Source organism: Paracoccaceae bacterium Fryx2 (genome assembly GCA_032334235.1).
GTDB lineage: Bacteria > Pseudomonadota > Alphaproteobacteria > Rhodobacterales > Rhodobacteraceae > JAVSGI01.
Genome location: JAVSGI010000005.1, coordinates 2,927,260 through 2,946,285 on the forward strand (window position 1 = coordinate 2,927,260; position 19,026 = coordinate 2,946,285).

Genomic DNA, 19,026 nt, shown 5'->3' on the forward strand with positions numbered 1-19,026 from the left:
AAGGACGAAAACGATGATCATGACGTCGGTCATTCGGCGGCCTCCACATTGGCAGGACGGAGAAGAGCGGCACGGCGCAGCGGACGGGCGAACAGCGAGGCTAGATCGCCTGCCTGTTCGTAGAAATGCACGGGCGTGAACACCAGCTCGATCGCCCATTTGGTGGTAAGCCCTTCGGCTTCCAGCGGATTCGCAAGCCCGAGGCCGCAGACCGTCAGGTCGGGGCGGGCGGCGCGGGCACGGTCGATCTGGCGATCCACGTCCTGGCCCTCGGACATCAGCGGGCCGGGTTCGATCAGGTCCAGATCAGGTCCGACGATGTCGCGGTGCAGGAAGGGGGTGCCGATCTCGATCGCGGTCATGCCGCATTCCCGGGTCAGGAAACGCGCCAGCGGCGGTTCAAGCTGGCTGTCGGGGAAGAAGAAGACCGACTTGCCCGACAAGGTGGTTGCCGCCGCGGCGATGGCCTTGCGGGCCCGGGCGCGCGGGGCCGCCGTCACGGCGTCGAACACGTCCTGCGGCACGCCGAATTCGGTGGCAATCGCCTGCAGCCAGGCGGTCGTGCCCTGATCGCCGAAGGGAAAGGGCGCTGCCAGATGGCGGGCGCCGCGCCGGATCAGCGCGGCATGGGTGTCGCCGAGGAAAGGCTGGGTCAGCGCGAAAACCGTATTTGCCCCAACCCCTGGCATGTCGCCCGCCAGCCGGGCGGGCAGGCAATGGACCGGGGTGATTCCCAACGCCCCAAGCAGGGCGAGCGCCTGATCCTCGACCACGTCGGGCAGGGCGCCGACCATCAGCAGGCTGCGCTGATCGGTCTCAGGCAAGGTGGGAACCAGGGCGGCCAGACAGGCGTCTTCTCCTTGAGTAAAGGTGGTCTCGATCCCCGACCCCGAGAAGTTGACGCACTGCACACGGTCGCCGTGGGCGGCATTGATTCGCTCTGCCGCGCGGGTCAGGTCGAGTTTTATGACCTCCGACGGGCAGGAACCAACCAGAAACAGCCGCCGGATGTCCGGCCTGCGGGCAAGCAGGCGCGCCACCTCGCGGTCCAGTTCGGCATTGGCATCTGCGAGGCCCGCAAGATCCTTTTCTTCCAGAATTGCGGTGCCGAACCGCGGTTCGGCAAAGATCATCACCCCGGCGGCAGATTGCAGAAGATGCGCGCAGGTGCGCGATCCGACCACCAGAAAGAAGGCGTCCTGCATCTTGCGGTGCAGCCAGATGATGCCGGTCAGGCCGCAGAAAACCTCGCGCTGGCCACGCTCCTTCAGCACCGGGGTGTCGCGGCAACCGCTCGGGGAAAGTGTGGCGTTCATGGCTGAGCCTCCGCATCCAGACGGGCCAGACGCAGTTTCCACAGAAACTGGAAGGCGTTGATCGCATAGGCGGCATAGGCAGAAAGTGCCAGCCACATCAATTCGTTGGCCGACATCGTCCCGGCGAGCAGACCCCAGATGTAAACGGTGTGCAGGGTGATTACGACAAAGCTGAACACGTCTTCCCAGAAGAAGGCAGGTGCGAACAGATACTGGCCGAACACCTCTTTCTCCCAGATCGCGCCGGTGACCATGATGGTGTAGAGGAAGCCGGTCTTGATCAGGATCGACACGGTCGCGGCCACGTAGCCTTCGCCCGTCCACAGGAAGCGCACGACGAGCGCGAGCGAAATGGCGAACACAAGGAACTGCGCGGGGGCAAGGATCGCCTGCACCATTGTCCAGCGTGACGCATCCCGTCGAGACCTTTCGGCCTCGGTGTACAGACGCCGACGTGGCGAAGGGGAGGCGCTGGAATGCGTCATTTCGTGGCTTTCGCGTTGGACCCTATCGGGCAAGACTACTGCCTCCGCCGGAAAAGTGTCAACTAAAACTTACACGGTCCGGGTTGACAGGTGGTGCCGAAACGGCCTTGGGGCAGCCCTGCGCGCAGGGGGCGGCAATCCGCTATTCGGCATGAAAATCATGGGGTTGAAGTCGGTTTGGCACGGGTGTAAACTTGGGAGTGTCAATTTTCTTTGACATTTTTCCTGCTGTGGAGGACAGTTTGACTAGGGCGTGTTGACGTTCACCGGAGCCGGATGACGGTTGATGCGAGGGAGATAAATGCGCTGAAACTGGTGTCGGTCTTGCAGCATCTTGTTGCTATACCCCTATATTCCTTAAGTTTTCCAAAGAAGTTCTCGATCAGGTGACGCCATTTATAGGTGTCGCAATCGAACTCGGCAGGGAAACGGCGGTTGGATTTGGGCGGGATAACCGCCTCAATCTTGGCCTCCGCCAGCATCTCGCGCAGCCAGTTCGCGTCGAAAGCACGGTCCGCGAGGAGCTTTCCGCAGGATAGCCCTTCGATGAGCGCCGCCGTGCCCCGCAGGTCGTGAGCCTGTCCCGGCAGCAACCGGAAGTCGATCAGGTTTCCGAGTGCGTCTGTCAACGCCATGATCTTGGTAGTTATACCGCCGCGAGAACGCCCAATGGCTTGACTTTGAGTCCCCCTTTTGCGCCCTGACCGTGACGGTGGACTTTGACAATGGTTCCATCAATCATGGTGTATTCGAAGTCGCTATCTTCGGCCAACGCCCTGAACATACAGTAGAAAGCGTCTGCTTTCACCCATCTGCGGAACCGCTTGAATACTGAATTCCACTTGCCGAAGTCTTCTGGCAGGTCGCGCCAGGGGCTGCCCGTGCGGGCAATCCACAGCACCGCCTCAACGAAAAGACGAGGGTCGGGTCCGGTGCGGCCGGGGTCGCATGCGCGGCCAAGACAGTGCGGAGCGATGGTTGCCCACTGGGCATCAGTCAGAGTAGTGCGGATCAAGGTTGCCTCCCATGTTGGCAACCTTGAATCAGTCAGCGGGTGATTTGGGAATCCTCAAACGTCAACAGGCCCTAGGGGGACTTTCCGGTCGTCATGTCGTGTCCGGATTCCATGTGTCGCTTCCCTGTCCGCGGAGCCGTCACCATGCAGGATTTACAGAACCGGCTGATCGCGCAGCATGCGGCGGCAGAAGACAAGGGGGTGCTCCACTTCGCCTCCCATGTCGTGGCATTGCTTGCCGCGCGCAATTCCCAGCCCGAGTCGCTTTTGCGCGAAGACCTGGTGCACCTGCTGGTCAATGCCGTCACCTCCGACAATTCCGACCGCCTGCGCGACCTGCTGCGCGAACTGAAACGGCAGAAAATCACCGCCGAGGCTTTGGCGGACCGCTATATTCCGGAAGCGGCGCGGGCGATGGGCGCGGCCTGGTCCGATGATCGTCTGGGCTTTATGGAGGTTTCGATGGGGTCGGCCCGGCTGCAGGGGCTGTTGCGCGAAATCGGGGCGGCCTGGGTCGCCGACCATTGCGAGACCGAAGACAATGGTGCATTGCTGCTGATCGTGCCGAAGGCGGAACAGCACACGCTGGGCGCAATGGTGCTGCTGGGGCAATTGCGCCGCATGGGCGTTTCAGTCTGCATACGATTCGCCCCGACCGAGGAAGAATTGCACAGCCTCCTGCGGCCGGGGCGTTTCAACGGGGTTCTGGTTTCGGTGGCGAGTGCGGAAAAACTTGATGTTTCCCGGCGGTTGGTAAAGAGCATCCGCAAGACGGGTCCGCAGGGTCTGCCTGTGGTTCTCGGCGGGCCCGTCCTCGAAATCGCCGGTGAAGCAGAGGCCGCCACGGGCGCCGATCTTGCAACCAACGATCTTGTCGCGGCATTGCAGGCATGTGGCCTGGCGAGCAGTGCCAAAGGTGTGCGCAAGCGTGCGTAAAACAGTCGCTGTCCCTGAATTGGGTATGCGGCACGGTAGACGGTCTGATACTTGAAGAGCAATGGTTCAACCTTACTGGACGGCGGTTCGATGCCCCTGATATCGCCCGATCTCCTGTCCGAGATCATATCGACGGCGTCGGATATTGCTCTGCTGCTGACCGCAGGGGGCATTATCGCATTCGTGCTGGTCAATCCGCATCACCGGTCTTTCGGCCAGCTTCAGCATTGGGAAGGCCGCCTCGCGCGCGAAGTCCTGACCACCGAAAGCATATCCAAGCTGGAAAACCGCCTGGTCCAGCTGAATGCCCGGCCCGAAGGGGAATCCCTGTCGGTCGAGCTGAACCATTCCGATCAGAGCGATTGGGAATTCCCGGTGCGCTATTCCATGCACCGGCTGAAGCCGGACGGGTCGGTGCTGATGCTTGGCCGCGACCTGCGTCCAATCGCGGAGATGCAACAGAAGCTCGTTTCGGCGCAAATGGCGCTGGAACGCGACTATGAAGCACATCGTGAAATGGACACCCGCTATCGCGTGCTGATGGAAATGACCCGGGATGCCATCGTCCTCGTGGCGATGAGCACGGGCCGCATCACGGATCTGAACGCGGCCGCAGCCTTGTTGCTGGGCGGCAGCCGCAGCGACCTGCTGGGTGCCGCCATTGCGCAGGAGTTCGAGGGGCGCAGGCGCGGCGAGTTTCTTGAGGCGATGTCGAACCTCGCGGTGGCCGATTCCGCCGCCCCGATCGAACTGCAGGCCCGCCGGTCGCAGAACAGGCTGGTGGTGGTGCCGCTGGTGTTTCGGGCCGCGGGCGAGCGGATGCTGCTGTGCCGGCTGGAAAACCCGGCGCAGGCCCCGGCCAAGCCCGACGAACTGGGCGAAAATCTGACCCGGCTGTATCACGAAGGCGTCGATGCCATCGTGTTCACCGACCGCGACGGTTCGATTCGCGGCGCCAACGAGGCGTTCCTGAACCTGACTGATTCGCCCAACCTTGCCGCCGTCCGGGGCCGCTCGCTGGCCGAGTTCATGGTGCGCGGTGCGATCGACCTCAAGGTGCTGATGGACAATGCCCGCCGCGCAGGCCAGATGCGGATGTATTCCACCAAGCTTACCAACGCCTTCGCGGGCCAGATTGCCGCAGAAGTTTCGGCCACCTGGATGAACGACCGGCCCAATCCGGTGCTGGGTCTGGTGATCCGCGACGCCAGCCGCGCCGAAGCGATGCGCCGCCCCGGCTTCGTCACGACCGAAAGCGGCATGAACAGCGTGATGGAGCTTGTCGGGTCGTCCACCCTAAAGGACATCGTGGCGGAAACCACGGATGTCGTTGAAAAGATGTGCATCGAGACTGCGGTTGAGCTGACGCGCAACAACCGCGTCGCCGCGGCCGAGATGCTGGGCCTGTCGCGCCAGTCGCTCTACGTCAAGCTGCGCAAGTACGGCCTGCTCAGCAAGGATGTCGACTAGGCGGCCCGGTGGCGGCCGGGCGCCGACGCCCGATCCCGCTGCACGCGGATTCATTGCGAACTTTGATGTATGTCAATTTTTTCTGACAGCCCTTGTGTCAACAGTGCGTGACACATCCCCGGAGGGTACAGCATGCGCATTGTTTTCGTTCACCCCAACTACCACTCCGGCGGGGCCGAGATTGCAGGCAACTGGCCGCCGGCCTGGGTGGCCTATCTGACCGGCTCGCTCAAGAACGCCGGGTTCGACGACATCCATTTCATCGACGCCATGACCAACCACATCGGTCATGACGAACTGCGTGCCCGCCTTGCGGCGCTGAAGCCCGACGTGGTCGGGACCACCGCCATCACCCCCGCGATCTACGAGGCCGAAGAGGTGATGAAGATCGCCTCGGAGGTCGTGCCGAACGCGCTGCGGGTTCTGGGCGGCATCCACGCCACCTTCATGTATCGCCAGGTGCTGACCGAAGCGCCGTGGATCGACGTGATCGTGCGCGGCGAAGGCGAAGAGATCATGGTGGCGCTGATGCAGGCGGCCGCCGAAGGGCGTCTGCCCGCAGACCGCCGCACCATCAAGGGCATCGCCTTCATCGAGGGCACCGAGATCGTGGCGACGCAGGCGGCCCCGACCGTCAAGGATCTGGACGGCATCGACCCCGACTGGACGATCCTCGAATGGGACAAGTACATCTACGTGCCGCTGGGCGTGCGGGTTGCCATTCCGAACATGGCGCGCGGCTGCCCCTTCACCTGTTCCTTCTGCAGCCAGTGGAAGTTCTGGCGCGACTACCGCGTGCGCGACCCCAAGAAGGTGGTGGACGAGATCGAGCGTCTGGTGAACAACCACGGCGTCGGCTTCTTCATCCTCGCGGACGAGGAACCCACGATCAACCGCAAGAAGTTCATCGAGTTCTGCGAGGAACTGATCAAGCGCGGCCTGCCCGACAAGGTCAAATGGGGCATCAACACCCGCGTGACCGACATCTACCGCGACCGCGAACTGCTCAGCTTCTACCGCTCGGCCGGTCTGGTTCACATCAGCCTCGGCACCGAAGCCGCGGCGCAGATGAAGCTCGACCAGTTCAACAAGGAAACCACCGTCGCCGAGAACAAGGAGGCGATTCGCCTGCTTCGCGAGGCCGACATCTTCACCGAAGCGCAGTTCATCGTCGGGCTCGACAACGAAACCAAGGAAACGCTGGAAGAAACCTTCCAGATGGCGTGGGACTGGCAGCCGGATCTGGCCAACTGGGCGATGTATACGCCTTGGCCCTTCACCCCGCTGTTCCAGGAGTTGCGTGACCAGGTCGAGGTTTTCGACTTCTCGAAATACAACTTCGTGACGCCGATCATGAAGCCCAAGGCGCTGACGCGCGGCGAGCTTCTGGACGGGGTGATGAAGAACTACCGCCGCTTCTACATGCGCAAGGCGCTGTTCCACTATCCGTGGCGCGGCACCGGGTTCCGCCGCCGCTATCTGCTGGGCTGCCTGAAGGCGTTCCTCAAGGCCGGGGTCGGGCGCACCTTCTACGATCTGGGCAAGGCCGGCTACTGGGGCCCGCAATCCAAGGGCAAGGTCGACTTCCACTTCGACGAGACGCGCACGATCGCGGCGGCGCAGATGGAGGATTGGGACAGCAACGCCGACAAGGCCCGTCGCGCCGCCGAACGCCGCGAGGCGATCAAGGCGCAGGGCAAGGCCCGGGCCGAGGAGCGCAACGCCGCCCTGGCCGCCGAACCGGTCATCGACGAGTTCGAACAGCCGATCCGTGACGCCGTCGAAGTCGAAGTGCCGGATCTTGGTCCGATGGCCTGCGGTGGCGGCAAGCGGCAGATCACCGAAGCGGCTGAATAGATGATCGCCATGGCGCGCCCCTCTGGTCATGACAATGTGCAGGGGCACCGCATCGGCCCGAATGCCGTCCTGCAACTTCACGACGTGCTGGAACGGGAGGAGGGCGCGCAGATCCGGCGCGCCCTCTTCGCCTGCGCCGACCTGATCCCGCCGCCGCCTGATGCCGGAATGCTGCCCGAAGACGAGGTGGCGCGCCTGCACCATGCCCTGCGGCTATACCTGCCGCACAAGGCGCCGCACCTGTCGCGGCTCGCCGGGCTTGCGGTGGGTGACTACATCCTTGCCAACCGCATCCCGAAGCTGGCGCAACGCCTGATCAAGGCCTTGCCCGCGCCGCTCGGCGCACGGCTGCTGGCGATCGCGATCACCAAGCACGCCTGGACTTTCGCAGGGTCGGGCGCGTTTCGCGTCGTCAACCACCGCCCCCTGACCTTCGAGATCGCGAACAACCCGCTGGTCGCCTCCGATACCGCCGCGACGCCGCAATGCCACTGGCACGCCGCGGTGTTCGAGCGGCTGTTCTCGCAGCTGGTCTGGCCGGATGTGACGGTCGAGGAAACCACCTGCTGCGCCTGCGGCGACCCCGCCTGCGTGTTTGTCCTTCACCCGAACGGCAAGCACTGAAGGCTTGCCCGACTCTGCAATGTGGTGTCTAGTTTACACATGACTGTCAGCTCAAACTTACACATTCGCACCCTGCCACAGCCCCGCGCCCTGCTGGAGCTGATAAAACCGATCACCTGGTTCCCGCCGATGTGGGCTTACCTGTGTGGTGTGGTTTCGGTGGGCGCACCCATCCTGCCGCAGTGGCCGCTGGTCCTGGTGGGCATCGTGCTGGCCGGCCCCGTGGTCTGCGGCATGAGCCAGGCCGCGAACGACTGGTGCGACCGGCATGTCGACGCGGTGAACGAGCCGAACCGGCCGATCCCGTCGGGGCGCATCCCGGGCCGCTGGGGGTTGTGGGTCGCGCTGATCATGTCGGCGCTGTCACTGGCGCTCGGCTGGACACTGGGGCCATGGGGTTTTGGCGCGACGGTGGTCGGCGTGCTGGCCGCCTGGGCCTATTCGGCAGAGCCGGTGCGGCTGAAAAGGTCCGGCTGGTGGGGGCCGGGGCTGGTGGGCCTTTGCTATGAGGGCCTGCCATGGTTCACCGGGGCGGCGGTTCTGGCTGCCGGTGCGCCGGGCATCGAGATCGTGATGATCGCGACGCTTTATGCCCTTGGTGCTCACGGTATCATGACGCTGAACGATTTCAAGGCCCTGGAGGGCGACAAGCAGCATGGCGTGCGCTCGCTTCCGGTGACGCTCGGCCCCGATGTGGCGGCACGGCTGGCCTGCACGGTGATGGCGCTGGCGCAGCTTCTGGTGATCGCCCTGTTGGTGATCTGGGGGCGCCCGCTTCATGCGCTGGCCGTGGCTGCGGTGCTGGGCGGCCAGATCGCTGCGATGCGGGTGCTGCTGCGCGACCCGAAAGGCAAGGCACCGTGGTATAATGGCACCGGCATCGTGATGTATGTCTCGGGCATGATGGTTTCCGCCTTCGCGCTGCGCGGGCTGGAGTCGATGTGATGCTTTCTTGGCTTTCCATTGTCCGCATGGGAATGGTGCAGATGTGCCTTGGCGCGATTGTCGTGCTGACCACATCGACGCTGAACCGGCTGATGGTGGTCGAGCTTGCGCTGCCTGCGGTACTGCCCGGCGCGCTCGTGGCGCTGCATTACGGCATCCAGATCACCCGGCCGAACTGGGGCTACCGCTCCGATACCGGCGGCAACCGCACCCGGTGGATCGTCGGCGGCATGGCGATCCTTGCGGCCGGTGCCTATGGGGCGGCGCTGGCGGTGCTGCTGATGGAGGCGTCCTTCTGGCCGGGGCTCGCGTTGTCGGTGCTGTCCTACGCGATGATCGGGGTCGGGGCGGGGGCCTCGGGTACCTCGCTGCTGGCGCTGCTGGCCTCGGCCACGCATCCGCGCAGGCGGGCGGCGGCGGCCACCATCACCTGGCTGATGATGATCGCGGGCATTGCGATAACCGCGGGCACCGCGGGGGTGTTTCTTGACCCCTATACACCGGCGCGGCTGATGGAGGTGGTGTCGGTCGTGACCATCGGCGCGGTTCTGCTGACGGCGATGGCCATCGCGGGAATCGAGCGTCGCTGTCCGCGCGGCATTCCGGATGCCCGGCCGATGCCCTTCATGCTGGGCCTGCGCGAGGTCTGGGCGGAGCGGAAGGCGCGGATGTTCACGATCTTCATCTTTCTATCGATGACCGCCTATTTCATGCAGGAGCTGATTCTCGAACCCTATGCCGGGCTGGTGTTTGGCTTCACGCCGGGCCAGACCACGTCGCTGTCGGGGGCGCAGAATGGGGGCGTGTTCGTCGGCATGGCGCTGGTTGGCATCGCGGCCACGGGCCTGCGCTTCGGGTCGCTGCGCAACTGGGTGGTGGCGGGCTGCGTCGGCTCGGCGTTGTCGCTGGCGCTGATCGCCGGGCTGGGCCAGACCGGCGGCAACCTGTGGCCCGCGGTCGTGATGCTGGGCCTGTTCAACGGCATGTTCGCGGTTGCCGCCATCGGGTCGATGATGGCGCTGGCGGGCGAGGGGCGCGGCGCGCGCGAGGGCACGCGCATGGGCCTGTGGGGTGCCAGCCAGGCGATTGCCGCCGGCTTTGGCGGGCTGACCGGGGCGGGCCTCGCCGATCTGTTGCGGCTGGGGCTGGATGTGCCCGCGGCCTTTGGTGCGGTGTTCCTGCTGGAAGCCGCCCTGTTTCTAGCCGCCGCCGCGCTGGCGATCCGGATCATGGAGGGGGCGGCGCGCGCGCCCTCCGCCAGTCTTGTTGCGGGGGAATGATGATGGGATATGACGTTTTCGTGGTGGGCGGCGGGCCGTCTGGCGCTACGGCTGCCGAAGACCTGGCCCGTGCCGGGAAACGCGTGGCGCTGCTGGACCGGGCCGGGCGCATCAAGCCCTGCGGCGGGGCCATTCCGCCGCGGCTGATCGCCGATTTCAACATCCCCGATGAACAGATCGTGGCCAAGATCCAGACGGCCCGGATGATCTCGCCCACCGGCCGCGCCGTGGACATCCCGATCGAGAACGGCTTTGTCGGCATGGTCGACCGCGAGTTCTTCGACGAATTCCTGCGCAAGCGTGCCGCCGACGCCGGGGCTGAACGGCTGACCGGCACCTTTCTGCGGATCGAGCGCGATGTCGAGGGCACACATGTCGTGTGGCGCGACAAGGCCAGCGGCGAGGAGCGGCGCACTGCCACGAAGATCGTGATCGGCGCTGATGGTGCACGGTCCAACGTAGCCAAGGCCGAGGTGCCGGGCGGCGACAAGATCCCCTATGTGATCGCCTATCACGAGATCATCACCGCCCCGCCGGCGTCGAACTCTTACGACCCGACGCGCTGCGACGTGATCTATGACGGGCGCATCAGCCCCGATTTCTACGGCTGGGTGTTTCCGCACGGCAAGCACGCCTCGGTCGGCATGGGCACCGGGGTGGACGGGGTCGACCTGAAGCAGGCCACCGCCGACCTGCGCGCCTCCTCCGGCCTGACGGAATGCGAAACGCTCCGCAAGGAAGGCGCGCCGATTCCGCTGCACCCGATGGACCGCTGGGACAACGGGCGCGACGTGGTGCTGGCGGGCGATGCGGCTGGCGTCGTGGCACCGTCTTCGGGCGAGGGCATCTATTACGCAATGGTCGGCGGCCGGGTGGCGGCAACGGCGGCGCAGGCGGTTCTGGCCTCGGGCAAGACGCGCGATCTGGCGCTGGCCCGCAAGCTGTTCATGAAAGACCACAAGACCGTGTTCAAGGTGCTGCGCTCGATGCAGGATGCCTATTACAAGTCGGACGAGCGGCGCGAGCGGTTCGTCAGCCTGTGCCATGATGTCGATGTGCAGAAGCTCACCTTCGAGGCCTACATGAACAAGAAGCTGGTGGCGGCGCGCCCGATGGCGCATCTGAAGATCGGGGTCAAGAATCTCGCCCACCTGATGCGGCTGGTGCCGCCCGCCTGGACATGACGGGTCTGATCCCTGCCTGGGTGAACGGCACGCTGACCCCGGTCGACAAGCTGGAGGCACATCGTCTGGGCCTGCGGCATCAGGCGATCTCGGTCTTCGTGATGGCGGGGCGGCAGGTGCTGATCCAGCAGCGGGCGCTGACGAAATACCACACGCCGGGGCTTTGGGCGAATACCTGCTGCACCCACCCGCACTGGGGCGAGGGGTCCGCCGCCTGCGCCCTGCGCCGGATCGACGAGGAACTGGGCATTCGCGGCCTGACGCTTGCCCATGCCGGGCAGGTGGAATACCGGGCCGATGTCGGCGGCGGCATGGTGGAACATGAGGTGGTCGAGGTCTATCTGGCAGAGGCGGGCACCGACCTGCCCCTGACACTCGACCCGGCCGAGGTCGCAGCGACGCGCTGGGTCGACCTGGCCGAACTGGCAGCCGAAACGCAACGCTGGCCGGAACGGTTCACGCCCTGGCTGCGGATCTATCTGGCGGACCACATGGATCTGATCTTCGGGGCGCACGCGCTGCGGGCCTGACGGGCAGGGGGCGCTGCCCCCCCACGCCCCTGCCTGACCAAATGTCAGGCGTTCGGCGCCGAAAACCGTTCCCCGGGCGCTTTTCCGGGCGCGCCTCACCCCCCGGGACGCTCGGGCCAAGGGTCAGGCGCCCAGGTGGCGTGCGAGGAAGGGCAGGATCAGGCTGCCGGTCAGTGCCGGGTCTTCCTCGTGCAGCAGGTGGCCGAAGTTCCTGATTTCCAGGTATTCGGCATTAGGCATCCGTTCGGCGGCGCGGCGCGAGGTGGCGGCCGGCACCGTGTGGTCGAGGTCGGTGGCGATCAGCAGGCTGGGGGTCGCGATTTGCGGCAGGCGGGACAGCAGACCGTCAAGCCGCCACTGTGCCATCATCGCCAGCGTGGCATCGACGTGGGTCGGGCTGGTGACCAGGCGGCGGTAGAGCGCCACGCCTTCGGGCGACAGCTTCGACCCGGTGGAGGCCAGCAGGTTCCCCACCCGGTCGCCGCCCATCGACAGCCGGGCGAAAAGTTGCGGCACGAGCGGCGTCAGGGTCAGCACCCGGGCGATCATCGGGAACAGCCAGCCCGCCACGCCTTCGAACGGCCCCAGCGCCGCGTTCAGGCCGACCAGGGCGCGCGGCGGTTCGGGCAGCAGTTCGGTGAGCCGCAGCGCCACGGCGGCGCCGGCCGAATGGCCGATCAGCGCCGCCGGATGCCAGCCCTGCGCGGCGCACAGATGCACGATGTCTTCGGCCATCGGATCGAGGCCAAGCCTGCCGCGTGCCGAGGTGCGGGTAAAGCCCTGGCCGGGCAGGTCGATCACCAGCACGCGGTAGTGCGCCGCCAGCAGCGGCATCAACCCGCGCCAACTGTGGCTGGCCCCGCCCGCGCCGTGGATCAGCAGCAGGTCCGGGCCCTGACCCATCTCCTGCACATGCCAGCGGTGCGGCGCCACGGCGGCAATGCGCGAGGTGCTGCGGTGCGGCCAGTCGGGCGGGACGACGCTGATCATTCTAGACCCCCAGCGCGCCCGCCAGCGCCGCTGACAGGCGGTGCGCGTCGGCGCGGGGCAGCGGCAGCCACGGCGCGCCCATCTGGGCCGCCAATGCGCGCAACTCGGGCTGCGGCCGGGTGGCGGTGTCGATCACCATGGCGGGAATGCCGCTGAGCAGCAGCACCCGCGCCATGCGGGCGGCATCGGCCATTGCGGCGGGGCGGCTGGCGGTGCCGTCAAGCGCGATGTTGGCGCGCCCGTCGGTCAGCAGCGCGATGGTCGGCGTCATGCCGTGCCCGCGGGCGAGGTTCGCCACCTCCATCGCGACCTGCAAGCCGGCGGCCAGCGGCGTGCCGCCGCCGCCCGGCAGGCCGGCAAGGCGGCGCTTGGTCTGCACCAGCGATCGGGTGGGGGGCAGCAGCATCTCGGCCTTGGTGCCACGAAAGGCGACCAGCGCCACATGGTCGCGCCGCGCATAGGCCTGCGCCAGCAGCAGTTCTACCGCGCCCTTGGCCTCGGCCAGACGCGCCAGCGCGGAGGAGCCCGAGGCATCCACCGTGAAGATCAGCACCCGGTCGGAGCTTTCCTGGAATTTGCGCAGCCGGAAATCCGACGGGCGGATCAGGAGGCCCACCGCATCGGGTTGCAGGGCGCGACGCACCGCCTGCCACGGGGCGGCGGCGCGCAGGGTGGCAACCGGATCGATGCGCGACTGGCTGTCGGGCTGGCCCGCGCGCGAGGGCAGCGGGCGGCCGCGATGGTTGCCCTTGCGCACCGCACCGGTGCCCGATGTGCCCTTGGAAATGCGCGCAGCCCGGCCCATCGCCAGCCTGGCCAGCAGGTCGGCGGGCAGGGCAGCGCGTGCCGCTTCGAGCAGGATCTCGTCGGGCAGGGTCAGATTTTCGGGGTCGGGCGTGTTGGCGTCATCGCCGGGGTCGGGCGGGTTGTCCGGCGGGGGCGGGGGCGGGGGCGTGTCTTCGGGCGCGTCCTGTTCCGGGAAGGTCAGCGCGCGGTGGGCATAGATCAGTTCGACCGCGCGGCGCAGATCATCGGGGCCGACCTCGTCGGCCCCGCGCAGGGCGGCGGCGGCGCGGGCGGCGGCCAGCGCCAGCAGCGGCGCGCGCAGGCTGGCAATGCCAAGCGCGGCGGCGGTGCGGGCCAGCGCATCCAGCGCGTCGGGCGGGGTCGTGACGTAGGGCAGGTTGGCGCGGGCGCGGGCCAGCCGCTCGGGGTCAAGGCGGATCGGGGCCGAATCCTGCCAGCCGAGGCCGTCGAGATCGACGAACAGGCCGAGCCGGTCGGTCAAAGCGTGGGGCGGTGATTCGTCCTCGGTGCCCTCGTCGAGCGCGATCACCACGCCCGGCACTGAATCGAGCCACTGGCCCAGCCGCACCGCCAGCCCCGGCGGGCAGCGTTCGGCCATGGCCAGCACCAGTGCCGAGGGCAATTCCAGCACGCCCCGGTTGCGCACCGTGCGCCCGTTGGCCAGCGTGGCGGCCAGATCGACGCCGCCATACAGCGCCTCGTCAGACACGCCCGGGTGCAGGCGCAGGCGCGGCAGCGGCAGCACGTCGAGCGCGGCGGTGACATGGTCGCGCTGCGGGCAGGCGCGGGCGCGAAGCCACAGGCCCTTGAGCCCACCCGGATCGACCGCCAGCAGCGCAAGCGCCACCGTCGCACGCTCCATCGTGCCAAGCGGGGCCGGGGCTTCGACCGGCTCTGGGGCGGGCGCGTCGGTCAGGACAGCACCTCGGACACCTGGCGCGCGACGCGGGCGGTGCTGCCGGCCTCGTCCAGCGGGTCGCGACGCAGTCGGTGGCGCAGCGCCGAAGGGGCCACGGCGCGCAGATGGCTGCGCCCGACCGCAGGCGCACCTTCAAACGCGGCCAGCGCGCGGGCGGCGCGCAGCAGCGTCAACTCGCCGCGCAGCCCGTCCGACCCCAGCGCGATGCACAGGGCCGCGCAGTCGTGCAGCACCGAGTCGGGGGTTTCCAGCCCCGGCAGGGCGACGCGGGCGGCAAGGATGGTAGCCTGCAGGTCGGTGTCGGTCGGACCCCAATGGTCCAGAAACACGTCATAGTCGTTCTCGTAGGCATCGCGGCGGCGGATCACCTCGACCCGCGTCTCGATGTCGCGCGGGCTGACAACCTCGACCGACAGGCCGAACCGGTCGAGCAGTTGCGGGCGCAGCTCGCCCTCTTCGGGGTTGCCCGAACCGACCAGCACGAAGCGCGCGGCGTGGCGGATCGACAGGCCCTCGCGTTCAACCACGTTTTCGCCCGATTGCGCCACGTCAAGCAGCAGGTCAACGATGTGGTCCTCCAGCAGGTTGACCTCGTCGATATACAGATAGCCCCGGTTGGCGCGGGCCAGCAGGCCGGGTTCGAACGCCTTTTCGCCGCGTGTCAGGGCGCGTTCGATATCCAGCGCGCCCACCACCCGGTCTTCGGTCACACCCAGCGGCAGGTCGATGACCGGGGTCGGGCGGGTGACGATGGTGGTCGAGGTCACGTTGGCCCAGGCCGGGCAATCCTCGACCCGGGCGGCGTTCACCGGGCAGCCTTCGACGGCCTGGATCGGCGGCAGCAGCCCGGCGAGGGCGCGCACCGCGGTGGATTTGCCGGTGCCACGGTCGCCGAACACCAGCACGCCGCCGATGCCGGGGTCGATGGCGGTCAGCACCATCGCCTGTTTCATCTCGTCCTGACCGACGATGGCAGAGAAGGGAAAGGGTTGCTTCATGCCGCTTCCTTGAGGGTGTTGCTGCCGCCGGCCTTGGCCAGCGGGTCCTTGTGTTCCCAGCTTCCTTCCGCACCAAGCAGGCGGAACCGGGCGTAGAAATCCTCGACGAACCATTTTTCGCCGTAAGCCGCCTTGATCGCCGCCGCATGGGGTGTGTCGCCGCGCGCGAAGGCTGCCATGGTCTTACTATCGGGCCAGATCGAGAAGGTCATCTGGTAAAACAGCGGTGTTTCGCCCATGCCGATCTTGAACAGGATGTTCGGGTCCTTGCCGATCATGTCGGAGATCTTGGGCACCCGGTTCCAGAACCGCACCGCAGCCCCCAGCTTGACCTGCGCACGGGTCAGCGCGACCATCGGGCCATCATGCGCGGGGGCGGCCGGATCGACCGGATTGGCGGTGAAGGGCACCTTGCCGCCCCATTTGCCCTTGGCCGCGATCGGGTCGAGATAGACGGTCCAGCATTCGGCGGCACGCTTGCGCCACGATCTGAACAGCGGTTCGCTGGCGATGTGGGCGCGTGCGGTCGCCTCGTCGGGCCAGACCGTCAGCATCCCCCAGACGGCAGTGTTCGGTTTCGGGGTGAATCCTTCCTCGGTGCCCGACCCCAGCAGCTTGTAGAATTGCAGATCGCGCATCTGCGACAGCGGAAAGCGGGCATAGGCCATCTGGCCAAAAACCCAGAGGCGGTCAGCAAGCGAAGAAAAGTGAAAGATGCTGAGACAAACGGTCGACATGGCACACTCCCAATTGCATGTGTAAACTAAACTAAATCTGACACTTTTGTGCAAGAGAAGAAAGCGCAACCGGCGCGCTGAAACTGCGGCATGTTGGGTTCTTGTAAACCTGACTGGACAGGATACCTTGAAGCGATGTTGACCAAATCCCCCTCCGGTTCCGTGAAAATCCCTGACATTCAATCTGGTGCGCGCGCTGTCGTGGTCGGCGCCGGTCTGGGCGGTCTGTCCGCCGCGATGCGGTTGGGGGCCAAGGGCTACCATGTGACCGTGATCGACCGGCTGGACATGCCGGGCGGACGCGGGTCGTCGATCACGCAGGGCGGCCACCGGTTCGACCTCGGCCCGACCATCGTCACCGTGCCGCAATGCCTGCGCGAGCTGTGGGCGGTCTGCGGCCGCGACTTCGATGCCGATGTCGATCTGCGCCCGGTCGATCCGTTCTATGAAATCCGCTTCAGCGACGGTTCGCACTTCACCGCCAGCCAGAGCACCGATGCGATGCGGGCCGAAGTGGCGCGGTTGTCGCCGGGTGATCTGGCCGGTTACGACAAGTTCCTGAAGGACAGCGAGGCGCGCTACTGGTTCGGGTTCGAGGATCTGGGGCGGCGCTCGATGCACCGGCTGATCGACCTGATCAAGGTGCTGCCGACCTTCGTGCTGATGCGCGCCGACAAGTCGGTCTATGCCCATGCCGCCAGCCGGGTGAAGGATGAACGCCTGCGCATGGCGCTGTCGTTCCACCCGCTGTTCATCGGCGGCGACCCGTTCAACGTGACCTCGATGTACATCCTTGTCAGCCACCTGGAAAAGCAGTTCGGCGTGCATTACGCGATGGGCGGGGTGGCCGCGATTGCCGCCGCCATGGCGCGGGTGGTCGAAGGGCAGGGTGGTCGGCTGATGCTGGGGGCCGAGGCCGACGAGGTGCTGGTTGACAAGGGCCGCGCGTCGGGCGTGCGGCTGGTGTCGGGCGAGGTGGTTCCCGCCGATGTCGTCGTGTCGAACGCCGATGCGGGCCACACCTATGACCGACTGCTGCGCAACCAGACCCGCAAACGCTGGACGACGCCGCGCCTGAAGCGCACGCGCTGGTCGATGGGGCTGTTCGTCTGGTATTTCGGCACCAAAGGCACGCGCGGCATGTGGAAGGACGCGGGGCACCACACCATCCTCAGCGCGCCGCGCTACCAGGGTCTGGTGCATGACATCTTCATCAAGGGCCATCTGGCCAAGGACATGAGCCTTTATGTCCACCGCCCCTCGGTCACCGACCCGTCGGTGGCGCCGGAGGGGGATGATACCTTCTATGTCCTGTCGCCGGTGCCGCATCTGGGCTTCGACAATGGCGTGGACTGGAAGGCCCAGGCCGAAGACTATCGCCAGTCGGTGCGGAAGGTGGTCGAGGATCAGCTTCTGCCCGGCCTTGGCGACCATCTGACCGAGAGCCTGGTCTTCACGCCCGAGGATTTCCGCGACCGCTATCTGTCGCCGCTCGGCTCCGGCTTCTCGATCGAGCCGCGCATCCTGCAATCGGCGTGGTTCCGGCCGCACAATGTGTCAGAAGAACTGCCGGGCCTGTATCTGGTCGGGGCCGGCACGCATCCGGGGGCCGGCCTGCCGGGCGTCATCGCCTCGGCCGAGGTGCTGGGCACGCTGGTGCCCGATGCCCCCGGCCGCGCCACACTTTCCGACGCCCAGAGGATTGCCGCCGAATGATCGCCGAAGCCGACATGGCACATTGCCGCGAGGCGATCCGGGTCGGGTCGCTGTCGTTCCACGCCGCCTCGCGCCTGCTGCCGCCAAAGGTGCGCGACCCCGCACTGGCGCTTTATGCCTTCTGCCGTCTGGCCGATGATGCGGTGGACGAGGGCGACGACAAGGCCCGCGCCGTGCTGAGCCTGCGCGACCGGCTGGATGCCGTCTATGCCGGGCGCCCGCGCAACGCCTGCGCCGACCGCGCCTTCGCCGCCGTGGTCGAGGATTTCGACATGCCGCGCGCCCTGCCAGAGGCCCTGCTGGAGGGGCTGGCGTGGGATGCCGTGGGGCGGCGCTACGATACCTTCTCGGGCGTGCTCGACTATTCCGCCCGGGTGGCCTCGGCGGTCGGGGCAATGATGTGCGTGCTGATGCGGGTGCGTCACCCCGATGCGCTGGCACGGGCCTGCGATCTGGGCCTGGCGATGCAGCTGACCAACATCGCCCGCGATGTCGGCGAGGATGCCCGCGCCGGGCGGATCTACCTGCCGCTGCACTGGCTGGAAGAAGCCGGGATCGACCTGAACCGCTTTCTGTCCGACCCCCGTCCCGATCCGCGCGTCAATGCGCTGGTGGCGCGCCTGCTGGCCGAGGCCGAGCCGTTCTACACCCGCTCCGGGGCGGGCATCGCCTTGCTGCCGTTGTCGTGCCGGGCCGGGATTCATGCCGCGCGCATGATCTATGCCGGCATTGGCGGGGCCGTGGCGCGCAACGGGCATGACAGCCTGTCGCAACGGGCACACACCGGGCGCGGGCAGAAACTGCGCTGGCTGGGGCTGGCGATGGGCCAGACGGCAACCTCGATGTTCCTGCCGGTGCCTGCCACCCTGCACGCCCGACCGGCGCGCGAGGTCGAGTTTCTGGTGCAGGCCGCAGCCTACCCGCGCAAGACCCACAGCCGCAGCGAGGCGGTGCTGTCGGTGCTGTCGCAGCTTGAGGCGCAGGACCGTTCGCGCCATGCGGGCTTTGCAGGGATGCGCGCCTGAGCGCCAGGCGCCTTCGCATGAACCTGCGCGGGCGGGCGGCGACGCTGGCTGCTGCCTCGTGACACGCAGGCCATGCGGCCGGGTGCCCCGCCGAAAGCCGGGAGCCAAAATTCTTCCAAGAATTTTGCAAGAGTATTTGCAAAACTCTTGGTCACCCCTCCGGCCCGCTGCACGGCTCCTGCCCCCGTCATT

General features: G+C 66.6%; 17 protein-coding genes. 10 read left to right on the forward strand and 7 right to left on the reverse strand.

From position 1 onward, the window contains the following. Positions 1–29: 29 nt before the first annotated feature. From RNZ50_23305 to RNZ50_23315, 3 genes are all read right to left on the reverse strand, one after another. Positions 30–1,316, reverse strand: a complete 1,287-nt coding sequence (locus RNZ50_23305; GenBank protein MDT8857902.1) for a ferredoxin:protochlorophyllide reductase (ATP-dependent) subunit N — start codon at positions 1,314–1,316, stop codon at positions 30–32. After that, on the reverse strand, positions 1,313–1,801 hold the full coding sequence (gene bchF / locus RNZ50_23310) for a 2-vinyl bacteriochlorophyllide hydratase (GenBank protein ID MDT8857903.1): 489 nt from the start codon (positions 1,799–1,801) through the stop codon (positions 1,313–1,315). Before bchF ends, RNZ50_23305 begins: the two co-directional genes overlap by 4 nt. Before the next feature lie 263 nt (positions 1,802–2,064). Then, a protein-coding gene (locus tag RNZ50_23315) for an IS5 family transposase (protein MDT8857904.1) occupies positions 2,065–2,816 on the reverse strand; the annotation gives its coding sequence in 2 pieces (ribosomal slippage) (positions 2,065–2,486 and positions 2,486–2,816; 753 coding nt in all). 144 nt (positions 2,817–2,960) lie between these two features. On the opposite strand from RNZ50_23315, the gene RNZ50_23320 reads away from it, so the two are divergent. The 8 genes from RNZ50_23320 (at position 2,961) to idi (ending at position 11,642) form a co-directional block, all read left to right on the forward strand. After that, positions 2,961–3,752: a cobalamin-dependent protein gene (locus RNZ50_23320; protein MDT8857905.1), complete on the forward strand. Its 792-nt coding sequence runs from the start codon at positions 2,961–2,963 to the stop codon at positions 3,750–3,752. A 90-nt stretch (positions 3,753–3,842) separates the two neighbouring features. Then, a complete protein-coding gene (ppsR, locus tag RNZ50_23325) occupies positions 3,843–5,222 on the forward strand; it encodes a transcriptional regulator PpsR (GenBank protein ID MDT8857906.1) in 1,380 nt (459 codons plus the stop codon). A 132-nt stretch (positions 5,223–5,354) separates the two neighbouring features. Next, the gene (gene bchE / locus RNZ50_23330) at positions 5,355–7,079 is read left to right on the forward strand and encodes a magnesium-protoporphyrin IX monomethyl ester anaerobic oxidative cyclase (GenBank protein ID MDT8857907.1); all 1,725 of its coding nucleotides are present in this window, start codon (positions 5,355–5,357) and stop codon (positions 7,077–7,079) included. After that, positions 7,080–7,703, forward strand: a complete 624-nt coding sequence (gene bchJ, locus RNZ50_23335) for a bacteriochlorophyll 4-vinyl reductase (GenBank protein MDT8857908.1) — start codon at positions 7,080–7,082, stop codon at positions 7,701–7,703. It abuts the gene before it with no gap. Between the two features lie 39 nt (positions 7,704–7,742). After that, positions 7,743–8,648 carry a chlorophyll synthase ChlG gene (gene chlG, locus RNZ50_23340; GenBank protein MDT8857909.1) on the forward strand — a complete coding sequence of 302 codons (906 nt, stop codon included), beginning with the start codon at positions 7,743–7,745 and terminating at the stop codon, positions 8,646–8,648. Beyond that, the gene (locus RNZ50_23345) at positions 8,645–9,928 is read left to right on the forward strand and encodes a BCD family MFS transporter (protein ID MDT8857910.1); all 1,284 of its coding nucleotides are present in this window, start codon (positions 8,645–8,647) and stop codon (positions 9,926–9,928) included. Before chlG ends, RNZ50_23345 begins: the two co-directional genes overlap by 4 nt. A gap of 2 nt (positions 9,929–9,930) precedes the next feature. Then, complete coding sequence (locus RNZ50_23350) at positions 9,931–11,112, forward strand: geranylgeranyl diphosphate reductase (protein MDT8857911.1); 1,182 nt, start codon at positions 9,931–9,933, stop codon at positions 11,110–11,112. Next, entirely contained in the window at positions 11,109–11,642 is a 534-nt protein-coding gene (gene idi / locus RNZ50_23355) for an isopentenyl-diphosphate Delta-isomerase (GenBank protein ID MDT8857912.1), read from the forward strand. The genes RNZ50_23350 and idi overlap by 4 nt, the downstream gene beginning before the upstream one ends. Before the next feature lie 123 nt (positions 11,643–11,765). On the opposite strand, the gene RNZ50_23360 is transcribed toward idi, so the two are convergent. Genes RNZ50_23360 through RNZ50_23375 form a run of 4 tightly spaced genes read right to left on the reverse strand, consistent with a single transcriptional unit; the run spans position 11,766 to position 16,093 of the window. After that, positions 11,766–12,632, reverse strand: a complete 867-nt coding sequence (locus RNZ50_23360; protein MDT8857913.1) for an alpha/beta fold hydrolase — start codon at positions 12,630–12,632, stop codon at positions 11,766–11,768. Position 12,633: 1 nt separating this feature from the next. Continuing rightward, complete coding sequence (locus RNZ50_23365; protein ID MDT8857914.1) at positions 12,634–14,301, reverse strand: magnesium chelatase subunit D; 1,668 nt, start codon at positions 14,299–14,301, stop codon at positions 12,634–12,636. A 50-nt stretch (positions 14,302–14,351) separates the two neighbouring features. Then, a complete protein-coding gene (gene bchI / locus RNZ50_23370; GenBank protein ID MDT8857915.1) occupies positions 14,352–15,356 on the reverse strand; it encodes a magnesium chelatase ATPase subunit I in 1,005 nt (334 codons plus the stop codon). Continuing rightward, entirely contained in the window at positions 15,353–16,093 is a 741-nt protein-coding gene (locus RNZ50_23375; GenBank protein ID MDT8857916.1) for a spheroidene monooxygenase, read from the reverse strand. Before RNZ50_23375 ends, bchI begins: the two co-directional genes overlap by 4 nt. Positions 16,094–16,228: 135 nt before the next feature. Between RNZ50_23375 and RNZ50_23380 the strand changes: the two genes are divergently transcribed. Both RNZ50_23380 and RNZ50_23385 read left to right on the forward strand, forming a co-directional pair. Further along, the gene (locus tag RNZ50_23380; GenBank protein MDT8857917.1) at positions 16,229–17,809 is read left to right on the forward strand and encodes a phytoene desaturase; all 1,581 of its coding nucleotides are present in this window, start codon (positions 16,229–16,231) and stop codon (positions 17,807–17,809) included. Then, positions 17,806–18,834: a phytoene/squalene synthase family protein gene (locus RNZ50_23385; GenBank protein MDT8857918.1), complete on the forward strand. Its 1,029-nt coding sequence runs from the start codon at positions 17,806–17,808 to the stop codon at positions 18,832–18,834. The genes RNZ50_23380 and RNZ50_23385 overlap by 4 nt, the downstream gene beginning before the upstream one ends. Positions 18,835–19,026 lie beyond the last annotated feature (192 nt).

Bases quoted from the DNA above. Each gene is read 5' to 3' on its own strand.
- RNZ50_23305 (MDT8857902.1), bottom strand. From the start codon at position 1,316: ATGAACGCCACACTTTCCCCGAGCGGTTGCCGCGACACCCCGGTGCTG.
- RNZ50_23385 (MDT8857918.1), top strand. From the start codon at position 17,806: ATGATCGCCGAAGCCGACATGGCACATTGCCGCGAGGCGATCCGGGTC.
- RNZ50_23350 (MDT8857911.1), top strand. From the start codon at position 9,931: ATGGGATATGACGTTTTCGTGGTGGGCGGCGGGCCGTCTGGCGCTACG.
- bchJ (MDT8857908.1), top strand. From the start codon at position 7,080: ATGATCGCCATGGCGCGCCCCTCTGGTCATGACAATGTGCAGGGGCAC.
- RNZ50_23380 (MDT8857917.1), top strand. From the start codon at position 16,229: ATGTTGACCAAATCCCCCTCCGGTTCCGTGAAAATCCCTGACATTCAA.
- idi (MDT8857912.1), top strand. From the start codon at position 11,109: ATGACGGGTCTGATCCCTGCCTGGGTGAACGGCACGCTGACCCCGGTC.
- bchI (MDT8857915.1), bottom strand. From the start codon at position 15,356: ATGAAGCAACCCTTTCCCTTCTCTGCCATCGTCGGTCAGGACGAGATG.
- chlG (MDT8857909.1), top strand. From the start codon at position 7,743: ATGACTGTCAGCTCAAACTTACACATTCGCACCCTGCCACAGCCCCGC.
- RNZ50_23375 (MDT8857916.1), bottom strand. From the start codon at position 16,093: ATGTCGACCGTTTGTCTCAGCATCTTTCACTTTTCTTCGCTTGCTGAC.
- RNZ50_23360 (MDT8857913.1), bottom strand. From the start codon at position 12,632: ATGATCAGCGTCGTCCCGCCCGACTGGCCGCACCGCAGCACCTCGCGC.
- RNZ50_23365 (MDT8857914.1), bottom strand. From the start codon at position 14,301: ATGGAGCGTGCGACGGTGGCGCTTGCGCTGCTGGCGGTCGATCCGGGT.
- RNZ50_23320 (MDT8857905.1), top strand. From the start codon at position 2,961: ATGCAGGATTTACAGAACCGGCTGATCGCGCAGCATGCGGCGGCAGAA.
- bchE (MDT8857907.1), top strand. From the start codon at position 5,355: ATGCGCATTGTTTTCGTTCACCCCAACTACCACTCCGGCGGGGCCGAG.
- bchF (MDT8857903.1), bottom strand. From the start codon at position 1,801: ATGACGCATTCCAGCGCCTCCCCTTCGCCACGTCGGCGTCTGTACACC.
- ppsR (MDT8857906.1), top strand. From the start codon at position 3,843: ATGCCCCTGATATCGCCCGATCTCCTGTCCGAGATCATATCGACGGCG.